Here is an 18,079-nt window from a genome sequence, read left to right on the forward strand (position 1 = left end):
GGTCAGTCGGTCACAACACGTGATCGATGCGGTATTCAGAATCGGTTGACGGCGCGGGCCATGTAGTCGCTGACCGAACGCTGGGATATCCCCAATTCGGCGGCGATCTCGGGGTAAGTCAGACCATGGAGGCGCGAGAGTAAAAAGGTCGACTTGACCTTGGCCGGCAGGCGATCGAGCAACTGGTCGATGGTCTGCAAGGTTTCGAGCTGTTGCGCCAGGTCTTCCGCAGAGAGCGTGCTGGCGGTTTCGTCGTAATCCAGGCAGTCGAGATAGGCGCGCTCCAGGTCACGGCGACGCCAAAGCTGGTAGATCAGGCGCTGGGCAATGGTGGTCAGCAAGGCGCGGGGCTGAAGGATCGGCGCTAAGCCGGAAGCACCCAGGAGCTGGGCGAAGGCGTCGGCGGCGATGTCTTCGGCGTGTGCACGCGATTTGAGATGGCCGTGCAAGCGGCTGCACAGCCACGCGTAATGACTGCGGAACAATGTGCCCACGTAGTCGCTGTGAGCAGTGTCGGCGCCGGACATAGTGGCTCCTTCTTGAGTAGGTTGCGCGTTATGTCCGGTGTTCCGGTGGAGCGATCCTAGCAAAGCCTCTTATTCTTTAATAATACTTAAAAGTCTTCCTTATATAACTTTATTGAATTTTCACGTAGCCAGCATTTGCTGCCTGTTGCTGGTAGTCCAGCAGCACGTAGTAGTCGTCTTCACTGGCCGGCAGCACGGTCTGCACGCCCAGTGTCTGGGCAATCTCCGGTAACGCCAGCAACGCCTGATTCATTGCCTGGCGAATCTCGGCCACCTGCTTGTCACTCATGCCCAGCGGGCCGATGTAGGGCAAGGTCGGGCTCGGCGCGCTGCGGGTGATGATGCGCAGCCCCGCCACTTCCTGTGGGGCAAAACGGGCAAGGTAGTCGTAGGTCACACTGTCGATGGCAGCGAGGTCGGCACGGTCTTCGCGCAGCCAGCGCAGGCTCTCGCGGTGAGCGCCGCTGATGGCAACAGAGGCGAAGAAACGCCCATCGCGGTGCAGCGGCGCCAGACGCTCACGCAGCAGGTTCATGCCACTGTTGGAGTCGTGGCCGTTGATCACGCCGCGGCTGTTGTAGAACTGTGCCAGGGTCTGGCGTGGGTTGTCGTCGCGAGTCAGCAGCAGGCTGCAATGTTGCCCGTGGCTGCTGTGGGGCAGTTCATAGCGCGGGCGGCCGATCACGCTGACCTGGCCGCGCAGTTGGGTCATCAGTGGATAGCCACAGGTTTGGGTCACGAGCAACTCGGGCGCGAGCCATAGGCCGGGCAGGTCAAGGTGATCGGCATTGAGCCGCTGCACGCCCAGGCGTTCGAGGATGCGCGTCAGCCACTGCTGGTTGGCCTGCTGGATAGGTTCGGGCGCGACATACATCAGCAGTTCGGCGTAGTGGTCACTCATGAACATCTCTCACGCAAAAGGATGCCGGGGACTATCGATAGCCTTGAAGCCGTGACGGCTGATCAACTGGCCGTAGCCTTGCACCAGGAAGCCGCCGCTACGCATCAGCCATTGCTCGCGCCGGGCGCGGTAGACCGTGGGCAGCAAGTACCAGGGCAGTTTCGGCAAGTCGTGGTGCACCAGGTGCAAGTTGTTGTTGAGAAATAACCAGGACCATGGCCAGGACGCTTCGTTGAGTACGGTGCGCTGCTCCGGTTGCAGGTGTGGGCGGTGTTCATAGTAGGAACGGATCGACGCCAGGGACAAGGCCGGCACACTCACCAGCAGCAAGTAATGCCACACCGCAAGCGCGCTGTAGCAGGCTATGAAACTCAGCATCAGCACAGTGATGGCGCCGTGGGCCAGCCACATCGGCCATGCCTGGGGCAGGCGTTGAAACTCGTGACGGGCCAACCGGCCAATGGCCAACGGCGCAGCCAGCAGGAAGCGGCCAAGCACGGTCTTGGTCAACCAATGCACGCCACGTTCGAACAGCGAGCTGTTGTCCCATTGCTGCTGATTGAGGTAGCGGCTTTCAGGGTCGATGCCCGGTAGGGTCAGGTCGTCGTCGTTGTGGTGCAACAGGTGGCTGTCGCGGTACAGCGTGTAGGGAAACCACACCGCGAAAGGGGCATAGCCGAGGAGTTTATTGAGCAACAACGAACGGGTCGGGTGGCCGTGGAGCAGTTCGTGTTGCACCGACAGCCACAGCGTGACGATCGGGATCAGCAACAGTGTGCTCAGCAACAGGCCTAGCCACTGGCTGCCAAGGATCACGGCGAACCAACCGGCATATACACCGATCAACAGCAACCAGGTCGGCCATTCGGTTCTTGCGGCAAAGGTCGTCGCCAGGGCTTCGATTTCCCGGCGGTGGGTCAGATCAAGGTAGTTGGCCATCGGCAGCTCAGAGCAGGTGTTTCCTGCTCTGTGCAATGAGGCGGGAAAATCTTGCAGATTGTTTGGTTCTAAGCTTGTAACTCAGTGACCGAACAGGCCGGCTTCGGATTTCTTGGTCTTCTTGTCGGCGCGTTTTTCATCCGCGGTTTTTGCCGGCTTTTTCTTCGCGGCTTTCTTTGAATCCATACCTTTGGCCATGATGCGTGCTCCACTAACAGGGGATGTAGCACTGGGTATACCACCTATTGATCGACAGAAGGCGCTTATAATCCCCGGCCCTGACAATGCTGGCCCAACAACCATGCCCGACCTGCACATCGAAACGCTGGCAGAGCCCCTCTGGCCACTGCTGAACAAGTTTTACCGCAGCCACAACTCTTCGATGAGGGCCCTCAAGGGCGGCCGTTTGTGGGTAGCTCGCGACGGCGAGATCGTGGCCGGCTTGTGCTTGAGCCCGGTGGTGGGTGGGCAGTGGCTGACGGGGGTGTTTGTCGACCCGGCCTATCGCGGCCAGGGGTTGGCGGCACGCTTGATTGAGCAGGCGGTAGCCGGAGTGGAGGGTACGGTGTGGCTGCTGTGCCATCCGGATCTGGAGGGGTTGTATCAGCGTATGGGGTTCAGTCAGGACACGCTGCTGCCGCAGTCCCTCAGCGAGCGGTTGGTGCGCTACAAACGGAACAAGCCGATGATTGCGATGGGGTTCTCAGTCACCTGAATGATGCCGGGCAAAAATGTGGGAGGGGGCTTGCTCCCGATGGCGGAGTATCCGTCGCTGAAATGTCGACCGGTCCACCGCTATCGGGAGCAAGCCCCCTCCCACATTGGGACCTCAGGTAGCCTGGTGTTTATTCGTCAGCTGTCGGATCCAATTCCGGGAACATCACTTCGATAAACCCGAACTTGCTGAAATCGGTGATCCGCGACGGGTACAGCCGACCGATCAAATGGTCGCACTCATGCTGCACCACCCGCGCATGAAAGCCGTCGGCAAAACGCACAATCGGCTCGCCCTTGGGATCGAAACCTTCGTAGCGGATCTGCTGGTAACGGTTCACGGCGCCGCGCAAACCGGGCACCGACAGGCAGCCTTCGAAGCCCTCTTCCAGCACCGGGCTCAGGGGCGTGATAAGCGGGTTGATCAGGATGGTCTGCGGTACCGGCGGCGCCTCCGGATAGCGCTCGCTGGCTTCGAAACCAAAGATCACCAGTTGCAGGTCGACACCAATCTGCGGTGCAGCCAGGCCAACACCGCCCACATGTTCCATGGTCTGGAACATGTCGTCGATCAGTTGCCACAACTCGGGGCTGTCGAACATTTCCGGCGGCACCGGCGGAGCGATACGCAGCAGGCGCTCGTCGCCCATTTTCAGGATTTCACGGATCATCGTGGCACTTCTTCAGGGGTGGGCTTGGAGTGGTCCCGGCCTAGGCCCGAGACGTGCTGTTTTTCATCGGTATGACCGGGTTCGTCAAACTCCTTTTCACCTGGGTCCTTGCCTTCGGCTGACATGTGTTCGATCACGGCATTCATCTCCGCACCCAGCAGTAACACGGCGGCGGAAATATAGAAGTACAGGAGCAGGACAATGATCGCGCCGATGCTGCCATACATGGCGTTGTAGTCGGCGAAGGTTTTGACGTAATAACCAAAGCCCAGGGAAGCCACAATCCACACCACCACGGCCAACACCGAGCCTGGGGTAATGAAGCGGAATTTCTGCTCGACGTCCGGCATCACGTAATACATGAGTGCCACGGCGAACATCAGCAGGATCACGATCAATGGCCAGCGCAGGATGGTCCACAGGGTGACGACGAACTCCTGCATGCCGATCTGCCCGGCCAGCCATTCCATGACCTGCGGGCCAAGCACCATCAGCGCAGCGGCGGCCAGCAACATGCCGGCAATGCCGACGGTGTAGAAAATCGACAGCGGAAAACGCTTCCAGATCGGCCGGCCTTCGACCACGTCGTACGCGGCGTTCATCGCGCTCATCATCAAACGTACGCCCGCAGAGGCGGTCCACAGCGCGATGACGATACCTACCGAGAGCAAGCCACCCTTGGACTGTTGCAACTGGTCGATGACCGGGTTGACCTGCTCCAGCGCCTGGGGCGGCAACACCAGCTCCGACTGCAAGCGCAGCCAGGTGAAGAAGTCCGGCAGATGCAGGAAACCGATCAGGGCAATCAGGAACAGCAGGAAGGGAAACAACGAGAACAGCATCTGATAGGCCAGTGCCGAGGCGTAGGTAGGCATCTCGTCATCGACGAATTCCGTGACGGTGCGTATCAGCACCTTATGCAGCTTGAGACCATCGAGTACCGGAAAAATCATAGCGTCTCCTTTCGCCGCAAAGAGGTTGAGTTCGTGGGCGACTCAGGGGCCGTTTTCTACATCAAAGTAGCCCATTTGGCGACTTTGAAACAATTTCCAAAATTTAGTTGCAACAGTTCACACAAAAACGGCCATCCGTGGATGGCCGCCATACTGCTGGGCAAAACCAGCAGAACGCCTTATTCGGTGGCTTTTTTCACCGCGTCCTTGGTTTTCCCGACTGCTTGCTGCGCTTCACCTTTTTTCTCTTGGATCACGCCTTCTGCACGCAGTTTGTCGTTGTCCGTGACTTTGCCGATACCCTGCTTGATGTTGCCGACCGCTTCGTTCGCCAAACCTTTTGCCTTATCCGATGTGCTGCTCATGGTATTTCTCCTGGAACAATCGAGGGTTTTGGTCATTACGTAGAGGTTGACCCAGGACGCTTCGGCAGAGTTTCAATTATTTTCGCGAGGCATTTTATCGCCTGCCGCAGGTTTGGCTTTATGTTTTGCGGCCAACCCACGAGAATGCCCGGCACATTCAGGCTGCAACGCTGAATAACAGATCCCGTAGGAAGGTTATGAAACTCAATAAAGCACAGGCTATCGCCCGCAGAAACCAGGAACTGGGCGGTGCCGTACTCGGCGTCAACAACTGCCATTTCACCGACCTGGACCACAAGCGCAATATCTGGTGGTTCGACCTGCCCGTTGCGCGGATTGCCGTGGGCCAGTACGAGTGGATCCATCTGCTGATGCATAACGCCGAGACGGACCAGTTGTTGCACCTGAAAGTGCCGACTGTGTTTCTGCGCGAAAAGCTGGAAGGGTTGGTGGTACGCAATGCGGGCAAGCGCAAGCCGGAGATTACCCTGGAACTGAGTGCCGACAAGGACTCGTTCCTCAAGGATGTGCGCCCGGCGGGTGCCGGCGTGAGCTTTGCCCAGTTCACTCTGTAACCATCGCCCCTAACCGGCGAGAGCGTGACTGCTATACCAGCAGTCACACTCTCGCGCACTTTCAGGCGGTTGCCACTGACCGGCCGGCAATACGCTGAGCCAGGGCGATGGCGAACAGGCAAAACAGCGACATGACCAGTATCCCCATCATCAGCCCCATGGCGGTGCTGGTGTGCCCCTCAGAGAAAAAGAACAGCGCCAGTGCCGCACCCGCCATCTTGATCGCGCCTTGCAGCGCACTCCCGGTACCGGCATGTTTTGCCTGGCCATGCAGACTGATCCCCAACAACAAGGGTGAGGACAGGCCACAGCCGAGAGCGACCAAAAAGCCATACGCCACCAGCGCCGGGGCCGTGACCAACTTGAATGCCTGGAGAACCAGCGGAGCGAGCGCCGCCAACACCGTCAGCGCCACCAAGGACGTCATCAGGATGCGCTCAGGCGAGTAACGATTCAAAAACCGCTTGGTCAGGTAAGAACCCAAGACGATACCCGCAGAGTAGCCAACGAACAGCAGGCCGTTTTCCTGGCTCTGCAGATGGAACTGCAATTGATAGATGAATGGGCTCGCGGTGAAGTAGCCGATGGTGATCGCAAACAGTACCGCAGAGACCAGGCTGTAAACCATGAAGTTGAAGTCGCGCAGCAGCACTTTGAAACCCTCAAGCCGTTTGGAAGGCACGCCCTGCAGCGGAGCTGTTTCAACCAGTGTGGCCTTGATAAATACGGCGCCGAGCAGCGTGATCAGGGTCAGTGCGTAGAAATTATATTGCCAAGGAAGTGCAGCAGTTATAAAACCACCCAGTACCGGCGCAAGCGCAGGCGAGACCTGGGACGCCATGGAGAACACCGTCAGCGATTTGGACAACTCGGTTTTATCTTTGAACGTATCGCTCAATATCGCCCGGCTTATCACGGGGCAACCGCCAGCACCGATGCCTGTTAACAAACGAAACAGATAGAGCGCCTGAATACTGTCCGCCGTCGACGTCAGGTAATTGCCCAAGGCGCCGAGGGCAAGGGAGACCATAATCACCGGTACCCGCCCTTTTCTATCGGAGATCGGCCCATACACCAACTGGGACAGTGCAAAGCCTGCCAGATAGAAGACCACCAGGTTTTGGGACTGCGCGTCAGTTACCGAAAATACCCGTGCAATCTCCGGCAAGGCGGGGTTGTACAAGTCAATGGAAAACAACCCCAATACCAGGATCAGGCAGGAGTTGGTGATCACCATTCTAGAATTCACGACAGGCTCCTTACAGTAATGGATGGTCTTTCAAGCGTGTGCCGTATTCGCTGTTGGGCGTGGTATGTCGCCCGTCGCATTTGATTTCAATCAGATGAGGGGCGGCGGTGCTCATGATGCTTTCAATACAATCTTGCAAGGCCTGTGGCGAGTCCACGCACGTCGCACTCACGCCCAGGCTCTGGGCAAACAGGCACCAGTTGTAATCGGGAATTTGCGTCAGCGCGGCTAAGTTGTCTTTGTTATTGAAGTAACTTGCCGAATAGGACCGGTTATTGAAAACGACGAAGACGATATTCAACCCATGTTTCGCGGCGGTCGATAGCTCAAGGCCCTGCATCAGCATGCAGCCATCACCGGTAATCACCATGGTTTTGCCCTCGGGGCGGGCGAAACTTGCACCGATGCCTGCCGGGATACTCCAGCCCATCGGGCCTAATGTTGTTGCCGATAAATAGGCCGCCGCCCCCCGCGCAGTCCAGTAGTGGCCGAAGAAGGATCGATGGGAGCCCGAATCGACACACACCACGCCATCACTGGGGAAAAACGCTTGCAGCACCGGGATATAGGCGGCGGGATGGTCGGCAAGATTGCCCGTAGCTTTGGCATCGACGGGGTAATGCAGCGGCACCCGTTGAAGATCATTCGACCACCTGGAGCGACTCTCCTGGCTGGCCTCCAGCTCTTGTGCGTGAACCTCGCTGACCAGCCTCAGGAAACCCTCCCCCGTCGCCACCACGCCGTGATCAATACCAAGATACCGTCCCAGATAATCTGGGTTCTCATCCACCTGGATCGCGCCAAATTGAGGCCTTAGCTCATGGGACCAGAGCATGGTGCTCCATTGAGTGGTATCGAGCCCAAGGAGAATCACACCGTCCACACCGCCCTTGAACGCCTCGATAGCGCGCTTGTTTCCCGAATAACCGTAAACGCCCAAGGCGTTGGGATGGTCCTCCGGGAACAGTCCTTTGGCGCTCAAGGTGGTCGCGACCGGAATCGAAAAGCGCTCGGAAAATGCCAGGAGCGCAGCGCCAACCTTGGAGTTTTTGCAACGTAGCCCCGCGAGAATGACGAGATTGGTCGAGCGCTTGAACACGGCCTTGATCGCCGCGCTTTTGATCTTTTCAACGGCAAGCGCTTGGTTGCTCCACGACTCCAGTACGTTGGCAGCGATATCGGCGCGGCTCGTGGATTTCTCGTACAGTGCTTCCTTGCTGACGGCCAAGTAGGTCGGGCCTTTTTCCATGCCTTTCAACAACCGCACCGATTCGCGCAAAAACGCCGACAAGGGTTGCCCTGCCTTGACCTCGAGGGCACTGCGGGTGATGGGTTTGAATACATCACACAGATTCACGCCGGTTTGGCTCCCGTCCTGCAGCACGTTTTGCATTTCCAGCGATGACGCAATCTGGCCCGACAAGAGCAAGACCGACTGGTGGTCCGTGTAAGCGGAAGCGATCCCGGTCAGCGCGTTGGTAACACCCGGCCCGCCTATCACCAGGCACACCCCGAATGTTTCACTGGCACGCGCATAGCCTTCGGCCATATAGGACGCGCCTGTTTCACACGCTGTAACCACCGGTTCAATGGCAAGCGTTGTAGAGCCATCACTGGGATAACAACGCATAAACGCATTGATCAACTTGCCAGGCACCATGAAGAAGTGCGTAACCCCCAAAGACTGAAGTTGGCGAAGAATGTAATGTGCACCGGTTTCGCCAGTACTTTGCAATTCCATTGCAAACCCCCTGTTCAGATCTCGATAAATGTGATGTTCTCGCCCTTCATCTTCAACACGGCATCTTGTGAAAAAGAAGAGGGGTAGCGCACATTGGGCATATCGGCAAAATATGGCTTGGGGCTGTTGGGCAAATAGTCCGAAACATGCAGGCTGCGCTCAGCCCGGGCACGCAGGTAGGTAATGTAGGATGCGTTATGTTTGGTCGAAGCAGAAACAGTCCATTGAATGGCCAGCTTTGTTTCCACAGGCGTCTGATCCGGCGCACTGCTGCGATGAGTTACTCGATTATCCCAAATAACCAGATCGCCGGCCTTACTCATGATCGTGCGCTCGAATTTTACCGGTTCGGCGAGCCTGATCTTGACTTCATCTTTACTGAGCTTGTGCGACCCCGGCAGTAAGGTGATGCCGCCGCCCGACACAGGATCATTATCTTGAAGATAATAAGCACACTGTAAGAATTCGGGAAATGCGCTAGGCGAAATCACTTCGTCGGGAAGAAAGTACGCATCATTGTGCCATGGTATATAAACGCTCTCGCGCACCGTAAAATTCGGTAACAGCGAAAAATCCGACTGAAAAATATCCTTTATCGCCTGAATAGCACCAGGATGGAGCAGTGCATTGACCATATCACTAAATTGCAGAAACGCCGTTGGCAACAGCGTGCTCTGCTCGGTCTCTGCCAAACTATTGACATACGTTTTACGCAACTTTTCCACCTGCTCGTTGCAGAGTACTCCTGGAATAACGACGTACCCATCCCGTTCAAGCTTTTCTCGAAAGTTCATGATCTATAATCCGTTATATAGAGGGTGACCCAGGCCACCCTCCCTTTAATTCAAAGATAGTAAGTCAGACTTCAACATGCTTGGCGGCTGTCGAGCTTTCTTCAAACGACACGCCCAGACGTTCAAATTCCTGGAAGAAATCCGGAAAGGAACAATGAACGTCCTGATAACCATCCAACTCATTAAGCTGTTGGCACCGCAAGGAAGCCACAAACAATGACATGAAAATTCGATGGTCACCCCAGGCTGACAACACTGCATCACCGGCGTAACTCGGTTCACCACGAATAACGAAGCCATCGTAGACGCCGTTTTTAAACAACGGCTGTATGTCCACACCCATTTTCACCAGCTCGGTCACCATCGCCTCAATGCGTGGCGACTTGTGCAAGCGCGTAATGGAGCCGCCGGTCACTTTGAACTCACCCTGCACATAAGCACCGATCGCCGCCAGTGTCGGCACAATATTGGGGTAATCACTCGCATCGAAATGATACTTGCCTTTTAACTCAGCCAACTTATTAACAATGCGTACTTCATTGGCAGCGTCATTGAACTCAACATTGACGCCCAGCGCCTCGGCCACTTTGAGAATCGCACGCTCGCCCTGCAAACTCTTGCTGTTCATGTTCTTGAGCGTCAACTCGCCCGGAAAGATGATGCCGGCCGCGATCAGATAGGACGATGAGGTGTAGTCACCGACGATCGTATAGTTCGCGCTGCGATAGTGGCCGGGATACACCGTAATCTGTGAATAGTCAGCGTTCACGTCATAGCTGATCCCCGCAGTGCTGAGGGTTTCCAAAGTCTGCTTGATATACGAAAGCGACAGAATTTCACCGCGGATATTCACCACCGTAGGTTGTTTGGCGAGGGGGGCGCAGAACAGAATCGCGGTGATGAATTGCGAGCTGATATTGCCCTCAATCGTACACTCTCCCCCTTTATAACCACCCCAGTTCACAATCGGGGCCTTGCCACTGTGGTTGATGCATGAAATATGAGCCCCCAGCCCTTCCAGGGCGACAAACAAAGGCTCCATGACACGCCCCCGCAGAACTTCATCGCCGGTAATAACCGCCGGCGTCGTTGTAAAGCACGTCAACGCAGCAAACACTCGAAATACCAACCCGGAGCCTAGAGCGTCGATCACCTTCTTTTCAGGCTTGATCAAGCCGCCTGTGCCAGTTACCACTAACCTGCCTGGTTGCTCCTCGATAATTGCACCAATACTACGACATGCCTTTTTCATTGTTTCGGTTTCAAGGCAACGAAGGTCGTTGTAAATATAAGAAGTTCCCGAGGCGAGGCTGGCGGCAATAATTGCCCGTTGTGTTTCAGGTTTTGAGGAGGGGATGGTGGCGATAGTGCCGATCGATGAGGTAGGAAAGACTTTCAAGCGTTTTTGGGTCGACATGCATTGCTCCCTAAGACAGTAGATCCAATGTGATCGGCGAGCGGGCATTACGCTCACCGACGCGACAGAAATATCTTGTTACAACCACTAAAAACCTATCCTAGGGTTTAACGCGTTTCAAATAACAAAATGGAATAAGATTGGATCCAATCTATGACTCATTGAATTTTTTCGTTTTACTTCAATCCGTTACGGCACACAAAAAAAAGCGAAACCCATAAAAAAACCGCCATCGCTGGCGGTTTAAATTTTAAAAATTCTACTATTTCATATGGCACAACGACATCTTTGGCTAACCATTAGAAGATACCCGGGTAGGCGCCGCCATCGATAAGGATGTTCTGACCGGTCACATAGGCAGCCTGATGACTGCATAAAAAAGCACACAATGCAGCGAACTCAGCCGGGTCACCAAAGCGCCCCGCCGGAATGGTTGCCAGTCGACTTTCAGCCATAGCGTTCACTGTTTTTCCTGAACGCTCTGCCGCCACTTGAAAGGTATTTTCCAATCGCTCGGTTTTGAACGCACCGGGCAGAATATTATTGATCGTGGTGTTTCTCGATGCGAAGTCTTTCTGACGCGCCAAGCCCGCCACAAAACCGGTAAGCCCGCATCGGACTGAGGTTGAAAGCCCCAATGCATCCAGGGGCGATTTAACCGCGCCGGAAGTTATATTGATTATCCGGCCGAAGCCTCGACCTGCCATGGAATCGATCACTGACTTGATGAGTTCGATAGGTGCCAACATATTGGTATCAATTGCTGCACGCCACTCTTGATCGGTCCACTCACGAAAGTTCCCAGGCTTGGGCCCCCCGGCATTATTGATCAATATATCAACTTGCGGGGCAGCATCGACCAATGCCTGGCGAATCGAAGGGTCAGTAATATCACCTACTACCGTGATGACTTCTCCCTCAGGATTTCCGAGTTTCAAGCGCTGTGCGGCAGCCTCTAAGTCAGGCGCGCCCCGTGCGTTAATCACGATGTTTACACCCTCGTCCGCAAGCGCCTGGGCACAGCTATAACCCAACCCTTTACTGGCAGCACAGACGACAGCCCATTTACCTCTAATCCCTAAGTCCATCATCACTCCTCGATCAGCCGTCAACTTGCAAGCGTCGCGTATTCAGCGAGCGTGCGTCGTTATTAGTCGATATCACACAAGCCCGTGGAGTGACAAGCCGGGCATTACGCCGCGCCAGAGGCAAAAAAATACCCCTCAGCGAGGGGTACTTTTCAATTGTGGCAAACACGCTTTACCGGGCTATTTCTTCACACCCAGCTTTTTCAGTTCTTCATCACGCAATTCACGCCGCAGGATCTTGCCGACGTTAGTTGTAGGTAACGCATCACGGAACTCAACAGCCTTGGGCACCTTGTAGCCGGTGACGTTGGCGCGCATGTGCTCCATCACCTGGTCCTTGGTGAGGGTGGCGCCTGGCTTGACCACGATGAAGATCTTGATGTGCTCTCCGGACTTCTCGTCCGGCACGCCGATGGCTGCGCACTGCAACACGCCCGGCAGGCCTGCCAGTACGTCTTCCAGTTCGTTGGGGTAGACGTTGAAGCCCGAGACCAGAATCATGTCCTTCTTGCGGTCGACAATGCGCATATAGCCGTCTGGCTGGATGATCGCGATGTCACCGGTTTTCAGCCAACCTTCGCTGTCGAGCATCTCGGCGGTGGCGTCTTCGCGCTGCCAGTAGCCCTTCATGACTTGTGGGCCCTTGACGCACAGCTCGCCGGTTTCGCCCAGCGCCAGCTCGGTACCGTCGTCGGCGATGACTTTACACACTGTGGACGGTACCGGAATGCCAATGGTGCCGATCTGGATATGCTGGATCGGGTTCACCGTGGCCACCGGGCTGGTTTCGGTCATGCCGTAGCCTTCGCAGATACCACAGCCGGTCACGGCCTTCCACCGCTCGGCGGCCGCCAATTGCAGGGCCATGCCGCCCGACAGGGTGACTTTGAGCGCGGAGAAATCGAGTTTGCGGAAGGCTTCGTTGTTGCACAGCGCCACGAACAGGGTGTTCAGGCCGACGAACCCGCTGAACTTCCACTTCGACAGTTCCTTGACCATCGCCGGCAGGTCACGCGGGTTGCTGATCAGGATGTTGTGGTTGCCGATCAGCATCATCGCCATGCAGTGAAAGGTGAAGGCATAGATGTGGTACAGCGGCAGCGGTGTGATCAGGATCTCGCAGCCTTCGTTGAGGTTGGACCCCATCAGCGCCTTGCATTGCAGCATGTTGGCGACGAGGTTGCGGTGGGTCAGCATCGCGCCCTTGGCCACACCGGTGGTACCGCCGGTATATTGCAACACTGCCACATCGCTGCTGGCCGGGCTGACATCATTCACCGGCTGGCCATGGCCCTTGGCAAGCACGTCATTGAACGTGATGGCCTGGGGCAAGTGATAGGCCGGGACCATCTTCTTCACGTACTTGATCACGCTGTTGATCAGCAGGCGCTTGAACGGCGACAGCAGGTCGGCGACTTCAGTGACGATCACATGCTTGACGGCGGTCTTGGGCACGACTTTTTCAGCCAGGTGCGCCATGTTGGCCAGGCAAACCAGGGCCTTGGCCCCGGAATCATTGAATTGATGTTCCATTTCCCGCGCGGTGTACAGCGGGTTGGTGTTGACCACTATCAGGCCGGCACGAATGGCGCCGAACACGGCGACCGGGTATTGCAGGACGTTGGGCAGTTGCACGGCGATTCGATCGCCAGGCTTCAAGTCGGTATGCTGTTGCAGATACGCGGCAAATGCCCCGGACAATTCGTAGAGTTCACCGTAGGTGATGGTCTTGCCCAGGTTGCTGAAAGCCGGTTTGTTGGCGAAGCGCTGGCAGGACTGCTTCAGTACCGCCTGAATATTCGGATACTCGTCTGGATTGATCTGTGCAGCAATCCCGGCGGGGTACTTATCCTTCCAAAAGTCTTCATTCATGGAAGCCCACTCCTCAGCGACGCGAATTCATCATCGCATTTGATGCGATTATTATTGGTGTATGTTTTTAGGTGAATCTGGCGCTTTCAAGCAGGCCGAGACGTCACAAAGCGCGCCGAGAGTAGCAGCTTTGCCGAGGGCCGCCTAGAGCCAAAAGAGGGCCCTACAGTCATAAACATGACTCAAGAATATCCAATGGTCACTTTTAGAGCAAAAATTCTATAACGCCAGAAATGGCTCTGGAACAGGCTCTCAAGGGCGAAAAATACACTGTGTGTGGCTTGCCTGCGATAGCCATGGGTATCTACACAACTTTGGCATGGCCCTGAACCTGTGGCGAGGGAGCTTGCTCCCGTGGCGGCCTGACAGCCACCGACTATCTAAATGATGCGACGCGATCCAAATGTGGGAGCTGGCTTGCCTGCGAAGGCGGCCTGACAGCCGACCAGGATGTTGGATCAGACCGAGTACATATCCGTTGCTGCGGTAACGGCCGCTTATGGTTTCGCTCTTACAGCGACTCACTTTTGGAGAGGCCCAAAAGTAAGCAAAAGGCCTTCGCCCCACCACTCGGCACCTCGCTCAGGCTCGGTGTGCCCCAAATCCCTGTCGAATTCCGGCCAGCGTGGTTTAACGGAGCGCCTCAGATCAAAAGCAGATCAAGAGCAAGATCAAGAGCGGCTCGCTTCGCATCGTGGTTACTGATGGTTGCTACGTCAGAGTTGTGTAGATACCCATGCTGCGATAGCGGTGGATCAGTCAATTCAACAGGTGACTGAAACACTGCTATCGCAGGCAAGCCAGCTCCCACAGTTTTGTACCCTATTTCAATTCAGGCGATGTCGCGAAGCTCGCGCCGCAGAATTTTCCCCACCGGCGTCATCGGCAAAGACTCCCTCAGCACAATGTGCTTGGGCACCTTGTACCCCGTGAAGTTGGCCTTGCAGTACGCCTTCAGCTCCTCAAGGCTCACCCCTTGGGCTCGCGCTACCACGAACAGCTTCACCGCCTCCCCCGTGCGCTCGTCCGGCACGCCGATCACCGCGCAGCTGGCTACGGCCGGGTGGGCCATCACCACATCCTCGATTTCGTTGGGATAGACATTGAAGCCGGAGACGATAATCAGGTCTTTCTTGCGATCAACAATGCTGACATAGCCGTCGGTGTCGATCACGGCAATGTCACCGGTCTTGAGCCAGCCTTCAGCGTCCAGGGTTTCGGCGGTGGCCTGGGGTTGCTGCCAGTACCCCTTCATCACCTGCGGGCCCTGGATGCACAGCTCGCCACGTTCGCCCAACGGCAGTTCCTGCCCTGCATCATCAATCACCTTCATCGCCGTACCCGGCACCGGAATACCTACGGTCCCCAGGCGCGATAGACCGCCGTAAGGGTTGGTGCTGGCCACCGGTGAGGTTTCGGTGAGGCCGTAGCCTTCGCCGATGGAGCAACCGGTCAGCGCCTTCCACCGTTCCGCCGTGGCCTTGACCAGAGCGGTGCCGCCGGAGTTGGTGATCTTGAGATGGGAGAAATCCAGGCTCTTGAAATCCGGGTGGTCCATCAACGCCACAAACAGGGTGTTGAGCCCAAGCAGGCAGGAGAACCGCCACTGCTTTAGCTCCTTGATAAAGCCGCCAATGTCCCGTGGGTTGGTGATCAGCACGTTGTGGTTGCCGGACACCATCATGCACATGCAATTCGCCGTAAATGCATAGATATGGTACAGCGGCAGCGGTGCGATCATGACCTCCTGCCCTTCCTTGATCAGCGGGTGGCCGTCTTCACCCAGTTGCGACATGCACGCCCGCACCTGCTGCATGTTCGCCACCAGGTTGCCATGGGTGAGCATCGCGCCCTTGGCCAGGCCGGTGGTCCCGCCGGTGTATTGCAGCACGGCGATGTCCTCCAGGGTTACCGGATGGCGCGTCACCCCAAGGCCCGCGCCCATGCGCAACGCACGCTTGAACGACACGGCCCGTGGCAGGTGGTAGGCCGGGACCATCTTCTTCACCTTGTCGACCACGGTGTTGACCAGCCAGCCTTTGGCGGCGGGCATGAAGTCACCCATCCTGGCTTCGATCAAGTAGTCGATCTCGGTGTCGGTGCAGACCTCCTGCACTCGCGAACCGAACAGGTTGAGGTACACCAGCGCCCGCACACCTGCGTCCTTGAACTGGTGGCGCATCTCACGAGGGGTGTACAGCGGGTTGGTATTGACCACGATCAGCCCGGCGCGCAATGCGCCGAATACCGCAACCGGATAATGCAGCACATTAGGCATTTGCACCGCGATGCGCTCGCCAGGCTTGAGGTCGGTGTGCTGTTGCAGGTAACCGGCGAACGCCGCACTTTGGCGTTCAAGCTCGGCGTAGGTCAGGGTAATGCCCATGTTGCTGAACGCCGGACGGTCGGCAAAGGTCTTGCAGGAACGCTCGAAAACTTCGATCACCGACTTGTAGGTCGTGAGGTCGATGTCATTGGGAACGCCCGCCGCGCGTTTGTCATTCCAGAAATCAGGTTGCATTATTCTTGTCCTCTTACCTGAGTGTGTCCGGCCGCTTTAAGCGTTTATAAAAAGCGGAGCTTTGGGGACGTTAGCAGCTATGAGCAAACAGGCAAATACGCTAAATCGTGTCATTGATTGTATGAATCTTGCGTCTAACGTGTAGGCAGATACCCCGCAACTCTGCGAATGAGCTATACACTCCAACGACCCTGAGCAAAGGAAGCCGCCATGACCCACAGCACCTTCTGGCTGACCGCGAATGACCACAGCCGCCTGTACGTCAACCAATGGCTGCCAGACACCCCGCCCAAGGCGGTGGTGATGCTCTCCCACGGCATGGCCGAGCACAGTGGTCGTTATGCTCGCCTGGCCGACGCCTTGTGCAGCGCCGGCTACGGGGTGTATGCGCTGGACCAGCGCGGCCATGGGCGTACTGCCGATGAGGGCACCCTGGGGCTGTACGCTGAAAAGGATGGCTGGAACAAAGTGGTCGGCGACCTGGCCAGCCTCAACCAGCATATCGGCCAGCAAAAACCGGACCTGCCGATTATTTTGCTCGGCCACAGCATGGGCAGCTACATCGCCCAGGGCTATTTGCTGCACCACAGCGCCAGCCTGCATGGCGCGATTCTCAGCGGTTCGAATTTCCAGCCGGTAGCGCTGTATAGCGCGGCACGCCTGATCGCACGTATCGAACGAATGCGCCAGGGGTTGCGCGGCCGCAGTGCGTTGATCGAGTTCCTGTCATTCGGCTCGTTCAACAAAGCGTTCAAACCCAACCGCACCGCCTGCGACTGGCTGAGCCGCGACCCGGACGAAGTCGACAAGTACATCAACGACCCGCTCTGCGGTTTTCGCTGCACCAACCAGTTGTGGATCGACCTGCTGGGCGGCTTGCAGCAAATCAGCAAAGCGTCCAATCTCGCGCAGATCGACCCGGGCCTGCCGATCCTGGTGATGGGCGGCGAATGTGATCCGGTAAGTGAAGGCAAGCGTCTCAAGGACTTGGCCCATGCCCTGCGTGAGGCCGGCTGCCAGAACATACAATTGAACCTCTACCCGCAGGCGCGGCATGAAGTATTCAACGAAACCAACCGTGATGAAGTCACCGCCGACCTTCTGAGCTGGCTGGAACAGGCGCTGACGTTGCGCAGGCCAACCCGCTGCGAATAGTTTTTGCTTTAAAATCAGCCGATTAATTACCGATAAGCCACAGGATGCACCTTTAGATGACCCAGGTAACCAACACCCCGTACGAGGCGCTCGAAGTGGGCCAGACCGCCAGCTTCAGCAAGACCGTCGAAGAGCGTGATATCCAGTTGTTTGCCGCCATGTCCGGCGACCACAACCCGGTGCACCTGGATGCCGAATACGCCAAGGCAACCATGTTCAAGGAGCGCATCGCCCACGGCATGTTCAGCGGTGCGCTGATCAGTGCGGCCGTAGCCTGCGAGCTGCCTGGGCCGGGCACGATTTATATCGGCCAGCAGATGACCTTTCAGAAACCGGTCAAGATTGGCGACACCCTTACCGTGCGCCTGGAAATCCTTGAAAAACTGCCGAAGTTTCGCGTACGCATCGCTACACGCGTATTCAACCAGCGTGATGAGTTGGTGGTAGATGGCGAGGCAGAGATTCTGGCGCCGCGCAAGCAGCAGGTGGTGACGTTGACCGAGTTGCCGCCGATCAGCATCGGCTGAGGCTGACTGCAATCTCAGCATTTACACAATACAAATGTGGGAGGGGGCTTGCCCCCGATCGCGGTGAGTC

General features: G+C 56.6%; 17 protein-coding genes. 4 read left to right on the plus strand and 13 right to left on the minus strand.

Annotated elements, in window-relative coordinates; all coding sequences use genetic code 11:
- Positions 1-35 precede the first annotated feature (35 nt).
- From PSEBG33_RS06390 to PSEBG33_RS06380, 3 genes are all read right to left on the minus strand, one after another.
- Positions 36-527, minus strand: coding sequence for a sigma-70 family RNA polymerase sigma factor (locus PSEBG33_RS06390; RefSeq protein ID WP_005790727.1), 492 nt, complete (start codon positions 525-527; stop codon positions 36-38).
- Positions 528-636: 109 nt separating this feature from the next.
- The gene (locus tag PSEBG33_RS06385; protein ID WP_005790729.1) at positions 637-1,428 is read right to left on the minus strand and encodes a phosphate/phosphite/phosphonate ABC transporter substrate-binding protein; all 792 of its coding nucleotides are present in this window, start codon (positions 1,426-1,428) and stop codon (positions 637-639) included.
- Between the two features lie 9 nt (positions 1,429-1,437).
- Entirely contained in the window at positions 1,438-2,367 is a 930-nt protein-coding gene (locus PSEBG33_RS06380) for a fatty acid desaturase (protein WP_005790730.1), read from the minus strand.
- Positions 2,368-2,668: 301 nt separating this feature from the next.
- Between PSEBG33_RS06380 and PSEBG33_RS06375 the strand changes: the two genes are divergently transcribed.
- Positions 2,669-3,082 (plus strand): GNAT family N-acetyltransferase, encoded by a 414-nt coding sequence (locus PSEBG33_RS06375; protein ID WP_005790732.1) that lies wholly within the window; start codon positions 2,669-2,671, stop codon positions 3,080-3,082.
- A gap of 130 nt (positions 3,083-3,212) precedes the next feature.
- On the opposite strand, the gene def is transcribed toward PSEBG33_RS06375, so the two are convergent.
- The 3 genes from def to PSEBG33_RS06360 form a co-directional block, all read right to left on the minus strand.
- A complete protein-coding gene (gene def / locus PSEBG33_RS06370) occupies positions 3,213-3,752 on the minus strand; it encodes a peptide deformylase (protein ID WP_005790734.1) in 540 nt (179 codons plus the stop codon).
- The gene (locus PSEBG33_RS06365) at positions 3,749-4,705 is read right to left on the minus strand and encodes a YihY/virulence factor BrkB family protein (protein WP_005790736.1); all 957 of its coding nucleotides are present in this window, start codon (positions 4,703-4,705) and stop codon (positions 3,749-3,751) included. Before PSEBG33_RS06365 ends, def begins: the two co-directional genes overlap by 4 nt.
- Positions 4,706-4,884: 179 nt before the next feature.
- On the minus strand, positions 4,885-5,070 hold the full coding sequence (locus tag PSEBG33_RS06360; RefSeq protein WP_005790739.1) for a CsbD family protein: 186 nt from the start codon (positions 5,068-5,070) through the stop codon (positions 4,885-4,887).
- Positions 5,071-5,267: 197 nt separating this feature from the next.
- On the opposite strand from PSEBG33_RS06360, the gene PSEBG33_RS06355 reads away from it, so the two are divergent.
- A complete protein-coding gene (locus tag PSEBG33_RS06355; RefSeq protein ID WP_005790741.1) occupies positions 5,268-5,645 on the plus strand; it encodes a hypothetical protein in 378 nt (125 codons plus the stop codon).
- Between the two features lie 61 nt (positions 5,646-5,706).
- Here PSEBG33_RS06355 and PSEBG33_RS06350 read toward each other — a convergent pair whose 3' ends face one another.
- The 7 genes from PSEBG33_RS06350 to fadD2 all read right to left on the minus strand — a co-directional run bounded on the left by PSEBG33_RS06350 (position 5,707) and on the right by fadD2 (position 16,327).
- The gene (locus PSEBG33_RS06350; protein ID WP_005790744.1) at positions 5,707-6,894 is read right to left on the minus strand and encodes a multidrug effflux MFS transporter; all 1,188 of its coding nucleotides are present in this window, start codon (positions 6,892-6,894) and stop codon (positions 5,707-5,709) included.
- Positions 6,895-6,904: 10 nt separating this feature from the next.
- A complete protein-coding gene (locus PSEBG33_RS06345) occupies positions 6,905-8,635 on the minus strand; it encodes a thiamine pyrophosphate-binding protein (RefSeq protein ID WP_005790746.1) in 1,731 nt (576 codons plus the stop codon).
- 14 nt (positions 8,636-8,649) lie between these two features.
- A complete protein-coding gene (locus PSEBG33_RS06340; protein ID WP_005790748.1) occupies positions 8,650-9,429 on the minus strand; it encodes a phytanoyl-CoA dioxygenase family protein in 780 nt (259 codons plus the stop codon).
- A gap of 64 nt (positions 9,430-9,493) precedes the next feature.
- Positions 9,494-10,846: a 3-phosphoshikimate 1-carboxyvinyltransferase gene (gene aroA / locus PSEBG33_RS06335; RefSeq protein WP_005790750.1), complete on the minus strand. Its 1,353-nt coding sequence runs from the start codon at positions 10,844-10,846 to the stop codon at positions 9,494-9,496.
- A gap of 299 nt (positions 10,847-11,145) precedes the next feature.
- Positions 11,146-11,934 carry an SDR family oxidoreductase gene (locus tag PSEBG33_RS06330; protein WP_005790752.1) on the minus strand — a complete coding sequence of 263 codons (789 nt, stop codon included), beginning with the start codon at positions 11,932-11,934 and terminating at the stop codon, positions 11,146-11,148.
- 180 nt (positions 11,935-12,114) lie between these two features.
- Positions 12,115-13,806, minus strand: a complete 1,692-nt coding sequence (gene fadD1, locus PSEBG33_RS06325; RefSeq protein ID WP_005790755.1) for a long-chain-fatty-acid--CoA ligase FadD1 — start codon at positions 13,804-13,806, stop codon at positions 12,115-12,117.
- Between the two features lie 832 nt (positions 13,807-14,638).
- Positions 14,639-16,327 carry a long-chain-fatty-acid--CoA ligase FadD2 gene (gene fadD2, locus PSEBG33_RS06320; protein ID WP_005790757.1) on the minus strand — a complete coding sequence of 563 codons (1,689 nt, stop codon included), beginning with the start codon at positions 16,325-16,327 and terminating at the stop codon, positions 14,639-14,641.
- A gap of 210 nt (positions 16,328-16,537) precedes the next feature.
- Here fadD2 and PSEBG33_RS06315 point away from each other — a divergent pair, with 210 nt between their 5' ends.
- Both PSEBG33_RS06315 and PSEBG33_RS06310 read left to right on the plus strand, forming a co-directional pair.
- Positions 16,538-17,482 (plus strand): alpha/beta hydrolase, encoded by a 945-nt coding sequence (locus PSEBG33_RS06315; protein WP_005790758.1) that lies wholly within the window; start codon positions 16,538-16,540, stop codon positions 17,480-17,482.
- Positions 17,483-17,538: 56 nt separating this feature from the next.
- The gene (locus PSEBG33_RS06310) at positions 17,539-18,009 is read left to right on the plus strand and encodes a MaoC family dehydratase (protein WP_003193747.1); all 471 of its coding nucleotides are present in this window, start codon (positions 17,539-17,541) and stop codon (positions 18,007-18,009) included.
- Positions 18,010-18,079 lie beyond the last annotated feature (70 nt).

Source organism: Pseudomonas synxantha BG33R (assembly GCF_000263715.2).
GTDB lineage: Bacteria > Pseudomonadota > Gammaproteobacteria > Pseudomonadales > Pseudomonadaceae > Aquipseudomonas > Aquipseudomonas synxantha_A.

What these genes read in the sequence shown, in the direction of transcription:
- PSEBG33_RS06390 (WP_005790727.1), bottom strand. Translation starts at nt 527, where the DNA reads ATGTCCGGCGCCGACACTGCTCACAGCGACTACGTGGGCACATTGTTC.
- PSEBG33_RS06385 (WP_005790729.1), bottom strand. Translation starts at nt 1,428, where the DNA reads ATGAGTGACCACTACGCCGAACTGCTGATGTATGTCGCGCCCGAACCT.
- PSEBG33_RS06380 (WP_005790730.1), bottom strand. Translation starts at nt 2,367, where the DNA reads ATGGCCAACTACCTTGATCTGACCCACCGCCGGGAAATCGAAGCCCTG.
- PSEBG33_RS06375 (WP_005790732.1), top strand. Translation starts at nt 2,669, where the DNA reads ATGCCCGACCTGCACATCGAAACGCTGGCAGAGCCCCTCTGGCCACTG.
- def (WP_005790734.1), bottom strand. Translation starts at nt 3,752, where the DNA reads ATGATCCGTGAAATCCTGAAAATGGGCGACGAGCGCCTGCTGCGTATC.
- PSEBG33_RS06365 (WP_005790736.1), bottom strand. Translation starts at nt 4,705, where the DNA reads ATGATTTTTCCGGTACTCGATGGTCTCAAGCTGCATAAGGTGCTGATA.
- PSEBG33_RS06360 (WP_005790739.1), bottom strand. Translation starts at nt 5,070, where the DNA reads ATGAGCAGCACATCGGATAAGGCAAAAGGTTTGGCGAACGAAGCGGTC.
- PSEBG33_RS06355 (WP_005790741.1), top strand. Translation starts at nt 5,268, where the DNA reads ATGAAACTCAATAAAGCACAGGCTATCGCCCGCAGAAACCAGGAACTG.
- PSEBG33_RS06345 (WP_005790746.1), bottom strand. Translation starts at nt 8,635, where the DNA reads ATGGAATTGCAAAGTACTGGCGAAACCGGTGCACATTACATTCTTCGC.
- PSEBG33_RS06340 (WP_005790748.1), bottom strand. Translation starts at nt 9,429, where the DNA reads ATGAACTTTCGAGAAAAGCTTGAACGGGATGGGTACGTCGTTATTCCA.
- aroA (WP_005790750.1), bottom strand. Translation starts at nt 10,846, where the DNA reads ATGTCGACCCAAAAACGCTTGAAAGTCTTTCCTACCTCATCGATCGGC.
- PSEBG33_RS06330 (WP_005790752.1), bottom strand. Translation starts at nt 11,934, where the DNA reads ATGGACTTAGGGATTAGAGGTAAATGGGCTGTCGTCTGTGCTGCCAGT.
- fadD1 (WP_005790755.1), bottom strand. Translation starts at nt 13,806, where the DNA reads ATGAATGAAGACTTTTGGAAGGATAAGTACCCCGCCGGGATTGCTGCA.
- fadD2 (WP_005790757.1), bottom strand. Translation starts at nt 16,327, where the DNA reads ATGCAACCTGATTTCTGGAATGACAAACGCGCGGCGGGCGTTCCCAAT.
- PSEBG33_RS06315 (WP_005790758.1), top strand. Translation starts at nt 16,538, where the DNA reads ATGACCCACAGCACCTTCTGGCTGACCGCGAATGACCACAGCCGCCTG.
- PSEBG33_RS06310 (WP_003193747.1), top strand. Translation starts at nt 17,539, where the DNA reads ATGACCCAGGTAACCAACACCCCGTACGAGGCGCTCGAAGTGGGCCAG.